Annotated in this window: 1 protein-coding gene and 1 pseudogene; both read right to left on the minus strand. The window is 44.0% G+C overall.

Annotated features, from left to right (window positions below; all coding sequences use genetic code 11):
• Nucleotides 1–185: 185 nt before the first annotated feature.
• On the minus strand, nt 186–5,609 hold the full coding sequence (locus IQ229_RS09310) for a type I polyketide synthase (RefSeq protein WP_194043105.1): 5,424 nt from the start codon (nt 5,607–5,609) through the stop codon (nt 186–188).
• Between the two features lie 201 nt (nt 5,610–5,810).
• Nucleotides 5,811–6,087: pseudogene (locus IQ229_RS23850) on the minus strand (hypothetical protein).
• Nucleotides 6,088–6,178: the final 91 nt, after the last annotated feature.

Here is a 6,178-nt window from a genome sequence, read left to right on the forward strand (position 1 = left end):
AACCCTCCCCGTATGTATTGGGGAGGGAACTGGATTTCTTATTTCCCCCCTTTCCAAGGGGGGATTAAGGGGGGTAATTCGACTTGTGTGTACACCGAGGCTTTGATTCTTACTCCCCAACACTAGTAGGGAAGGAGTTGGGGGTTAGGTTTGAGATAAATTTACATACGGCGTTAATCAACCTTTTAATCGGCGATAATAGTCACTCGTCCTTGGGAGCCGTAGCCAACTTCACTTATATAAAGGTTGGGGTCGTGAAGTTCGGCGATGATGTTTTGTACTGACTGTTTAGCGTCAAGTCTGGGACTCAAATCGATCGCACGAGTAAATACTTTTGGCCATTCCCATCTCAGAGTTTTGGTTAATCCGAACAAACCAGCGCCGATCGCACCGAAGTTGACTTTGTACTCTAAGCCGAAGGCTCCATCAAGGTGAGCAACTGTGCAGAAACAACTACGTCCATGTTTTGCGGCTTCGTTGAGAGAGGGTTTAAGGTGTTTCGCCATCAAAAATACGTGCTTGACGATCGCCTTTTCTTGTTTGTTATAAGAAATACTTCCGGTATGATTTCCTACAAACATCGGATGTAAGTGGATGAAGGCCCCAATCGTTCCGCAGTGAGATGCGATCGCTTGCAATTGTTGTTGAAGATGTTCTTCACTTAAGTTTGCTAAGGTGACGCGGGTTACTCCTGTGGGTAAGGGCGCTTGTTGGGCGATGAGCGATTGGGGGAAGCTGATAACTACTACTTTCCAGCCTTTCTCGATTAGGGATTCAGTTAATTTATAAGTGGTGAGGGAACCATTATCGGTGATTAAACCGATGTGTCCCTCTGGTAACGTGAAATCCAAATAATCGGGCTGTGGTAGACTTCTGAGTTTGACCGGATGACGCTGGATAGTATGCTCTAATTCCGGTGGTTGTTGGACAAACTCAGGTTCAGACTTTTTTTTTTCACCTCCAGCCAACTGCTGTAGGTAATCGACTATTTGACCGATGGTGCGGAGGTCTCCAAGTTCTTCGATATTTGGCTTGGGTAAGTTGGGGTACATTTCTTGCATCGCCCCTAAAATTTCTACCCGTTTAATCGAGTCAATGCCTAAGTCGGCTTCCATATCCATTTCCAGTTCCAGCATCTCTACTGGATAACCGGTCTTATCGCTGGTGATGGCTAACAGGGTTTCACCTAAGTTTGCAAATTCATCACTTGTAGCGAGAGCAGGTTCTGGTTCTGGGGTGAATGTGACAACTATGCTTGGTTCCGGTGCAATGACTACCTCAACTACTGGTGCAGTCTCTACTGGAACCTCGGCTGCTTGTTGTATTTCGTGAACTGCAATTTCTACAGAAACACTTTTGGAAGCGTGAGATTGCAGATACTCTACAACTTGACCGATGGTGCGTTTTTCTGACAGTTCTTCTAAATTGGGCTTGGGTAAGTTGGGGTACATTTCTTGTAGCGCCCCTAAGATTTCCACCCGTTTGATGGAGTCAATTCCTAAATCAGCCTCCATATCCATGTCCATTTCCAGCATTTCGACTGGGTAGCCGGTCTTGTCGCTGGTGATGGCTAAGAGGTTTTTACCCAAGTCAACAATATCGATGGTTGCGCCAGATACAGGTGCAGCAGTTGTGGGTGCTGGTTCTGGAGTGAATGCAACAACTTCGCTGACTGGAGGTGAGCTAATTTTGACTACAACTTCAGGTTGGGATTCTACTACTGGGACAGGTGGCGCGACTACAGGCTCTACTGTCTCGACAGTGGCGAAGTGAGGGGTGGGAAGTGGGGAATAGGAAGTTTCAACTACAGGCTCTATCACCTGGGGAGTGGGCGCGAGAGGTTCTTGGGTAACATTTAAGCCATTTTTAGCTACAGGCTCAGTTACAGGCAAAGGCTGGCTTTCTACTATCTTGGTAGTAGGAGGTACTGGTGCATCACTAACAGTTGTTTCTGTTGTGAATGGAGTGAAATTGCTGAGTTTCTCTGTTAGTTGGGTTGCTCCATCACCAGAGATGATTTGAGAATATTCTTGCTGTATGAGTTGGAAAAAGTTTTTGGTATATTCCAACTGCTCTTGAAGATATTGCTCATGGATGCGTAGAGTTTCACCTTGTTGGGAGTGAAACTGCATCATGCTACGCTCTAAGCTTTCCATGACAACTAGCTTCATTTTGGCAGTTTCGGCTGTTGATTTACTTTCACTCAACAATGAATTCTGCTGCTGCATCAGTTGGAAAAACGCTTTGGCGTATTCCATTTGATGGTTGAGATAAGTACCGTGAACTTGTAAATTCTCGGCTTGATTTTCCTGGAACTGTGTCAGGAGATATTCTAAACTTGCTAAAAGTTGTTCGTAATTTGTAAGTTTTTCTGGTGTTGGTTGCATCTTAGATTCCTGGACTGGTTGTGACAGGGTAACAGGATTCATCTGTTGCTCTGGCTGGGTGATGATACTAGCAGTCACACCGTTCATTGCTGGGGTAAGTTTTTTATGTCCGTTAGTTTCTATCACTGCTACAGGTGGAGTCACACCTGGGCTGCTAAATAAAGGAGCCGCTTCAGAATATTCGGGCGCGGGTAATGTCACCTTGTGCCCATCTTGCAAAGCTAGAGCGAAGGCATTTTTCGTTTTTTCGGATCTGTAGTTTATGCCGTTTAAACGGACATTTAATGTCTTCTTCGTCTCAATTGGGGGGATAGTTTGGGGAAGTTGGTAAGGATCGAGGTTATTCAAAGCCATACCAATTACCCGCAACTGTACAACTGCTTCTCGCAAAGAGCGATCGCTATTCTTTTGAACGCTAGGGTTCAAAGATACGGTGATATGAGGGCGATCGCCAAGGATATCTTTCACCAAGTTGGTGAGAATTCTTCTCGGCCCAAATTCCACAAAGCAAGTACCACCCGCCGCATAGATATTTTCAATTTCCTGTTTAAACAGCACTGAGTTGGAAAGGTGGCTTTCGAGGATTTTTTGAATACCTTGGGCTTCTTTGGGATACTGCTTACTGGTGACGTTGCTGTAAACAGGGATTTTGGGACTTTGGAATTTGACGGACTTAGTAGCGATCGCAAAGGATTTCTGAGCAAAGGCAATTAGCGGTGTATGGAACGCTGCTGATACAGGTAGCAATACAGCTGTATATCCTTTCTCGTGTAAAGCCTCTTTGATTCTCGCTATTTCTGCGGTAGGCCCAGCCAAGACAAATTGAGTGGGAGAATTTTGATTAGCGATCGCAACTTGCGGAAAATGTCTCAGCACTGCTTCCACTTTGCTGATATCTTCTTTAACAGCCAACATACTACCCGCATCATGATCTGGATCTTCGGGTGCAGCCATTGCTTGACCCCTAGCTTTCACTAAGAACAAGTAATCTTCTGTACTCAAAACCCCCGCAGCCCATAGCGCTGTTAGTTCACCAAAGCTGTGACCGGCAACAAAATCTGACTTAAATCCAGCTTGTTGCAGTATGCTATACATCCCTGCACTCAACACCCCGATCGCTGGCTGAGCATATTCTGTGCGTTGCAAGGCAGCAATTTGGACATTTTTTTCTGCCTCTCCAAACACAGGATGAGGAAAAACGATTTCTGACAACGGCTGCAAATTATCTTTGAGCAACAGGCTATCCATATAACCATGAAGACGGCGCATCAAAGGAAAATTCATCACCAGTTCGCGTCCCATCTCTAGGTATTGCGAACCTTGCCCAGAAAATAGAGAGACAACTTTTCCGCCCAACTCCATACCAGAGGAACGGTAATAAATCCCTTGGGGATGCTCCCAAGATGCTGCTGTTCCTTTGTGTTTCAGCCACTCAATGCTAGTTTGCAGAAACTTGCAAGCTTCTTCCAGATTCTCAGCTACAAATCCAAATCTGGCAGCAGAAAGGGGAATTTGTTGTGATTTGCACTCATTGACTAATTGTGCGTAATGTGTAGGTGCGTCTGGCGATTGCAACTTACCTAAAATCTCTTCAGATTTGCTCAACAATTGGTCTACTGTAGGAGCAAATAACAGCACTTCACTAGCATCACTATGTAAGCGGTAGGCGGCGTTCTGGTCAGCTTCATATTCTTCCAAGACAACGTGATAGTTAGTGCCACCAAACCCAAAGGAACTCACACCTGCGCGTCTTGGTGCTTCCCCTTCTGGACGAATCCAAGGTCTGGTTTCGGTATTCAAATAAAAGGATGAATTTTTAATGTTGAGTTTGGGGTTCGGCTCAGTGATGTTAATTGTGGGCGGTAATACTTTGTGATGTAAAGCCAAAGCAGTTTTAATCAAACTCGCCGCACCCGCAGCCGCTTTTGTGTGTCCGATTTGCGATTTCACACTACCCAAAGCGATATGCTGCTTTTTGTCATCATGTACATCAAAGAAGTCTTTTAAAGAACCGAATTCTGTCGGATCTCCAGCCATTGTGCCAGTGCCATGTGCTTCCATCAAACCAACAGTAGCGGGAGAAAAACCGGCATCTTCATAGGCACGTTCTAAAGCTTTAACTTGACCTTCTTTGCGGGGAGCATAAATGCTCTTATAACGCCCATCGCTGGAAGTACCAATACCTTTAATTACGGCATATATTTTATCGTTGTCCCGTTCAGCATCTTCTAACCGTTTGAGGACAATCATCCCGATACCTTCACCCAGCATCATCCCATCAGATTTAGCATCGAAAGGTTTGACATTTTCACTAGGAGAAACAGCCGGTGTTTTGCTGAACGAGATGTAAGCCATGATGGTGTTGTCAGTATCAACACCACCAGTTAGCATCATGTCAGAACGATGCTCTACTAGTTCGCTAATTGCCATTTTTAAAGCACCAAAGGAACTAGCGCAAGCAGCATCAACAACACAATTCATCCCGCCAAAATTTAGGCGATTGGCAATTCTACCCGCGACTACGTTAGCTAACATTCCAGGGAAAGCGTTCTCATCCCATTTCACATAAGCGCTTTTAATTTTATCAACGATTTTTTGGGTATCTTCATTAGATAAACCACTGCTTTTGAGCGCTTTTTCCCAAATCGGATATTCCAATCTCGCAGAAAGTGGCATTCCTAATTGCTTGGCCATAGCCACGCCTAAGATTACCCCAACCATCTCGCGGTTAAAATCACGTTTTTCGCCATAACCTGCATCTTCCATTGCCTCTTTCGAAACCACAAAACTTAATAGTTGCGATACATCTGTGACTTCTAAAATGCTGGGAGGTATGCCGAATTCCATCGGGTTAAAATCAACCTCTGGAAGAAAACCACCTCTTTTGCAGTAGGTTTTATCTTCAGTAGTTCTAGGATTCGGATCGTAATAATCTTCAACACTCCAGTGAGTGGAAGGAACATCAGTAATACAGTCAATTTTGTTTACTATATTTTGCCAGTATTCCCGCAAATTTCTGGCTTGAGGTAATAGAGAAGCCATTCCAACAATGGCGATAGGGTTGTGTTGTAATTGTCTGTTAATTCTGTTGATTGACACTGATTTATCTGATTTATCTGACTTCATGTTTTTTTCCTCTATAGACCTCATCACAGCCTTTTCACAATTATTGATAAGGCTTTCTAACTCCGCTAAGGCAGTATCAATCGAATAAGCAGACATAGGGCATAGTTAGTACTGTGGATTGTGTAGCTACAGTAATTCTGTTGCCTACTAATTAATGAAAAACTCTGGTTTTGTAAGCAGTTAGCTATCTTATTTTTGCTAAATGCTTGTCTCCAAATCGACACCACACGATACATACTGCCGGGGTAAAGCCTTATGTTTCCAGGCGACTTTGGCATACTGCGATCGCGAAAATTGTTATCCAACGCTAGACTCTTTAAATTCTGGCAATAAGTCAATGACGTTGTTAAAACTGGTAAAATAGTCCTGGAGTGTAATAGCTGCTTGACCAGTGAATTAATCCATTTGTAATGGTAGAGATTTTGAGTAATGGTATCCTACTGGAGTGGCGGAAACTGAGGAGTAGCTAAGAGAACAGAAACGTTTTTTCACCCGAAAGCTTTTGATTATCTAGCCTAACTACAGCAACATAGCTGTTGTTAATGGTAACGTTCTGTATATCGCTCAATGTCATAGCCAATTTCAACGTCCGGGATAATATATTTTATGCTACTTGAACCAGCAAAGCTGACAAGTTCGTTACACAAAAGACACCACCTTTTATC

It is taken from the genome of Nostoc cf. edaphicum LEGE 07299 (assembly GCF_015207245.1).
In the GTDB taxonomy this organism is placed as follows: domain Bacteria; phylum Cyanobacteriota; class Cyanobacteriia; order Cyanobacteriales; family Nostocaceae; genus Nostoc; species Nostoc edaphicum_B.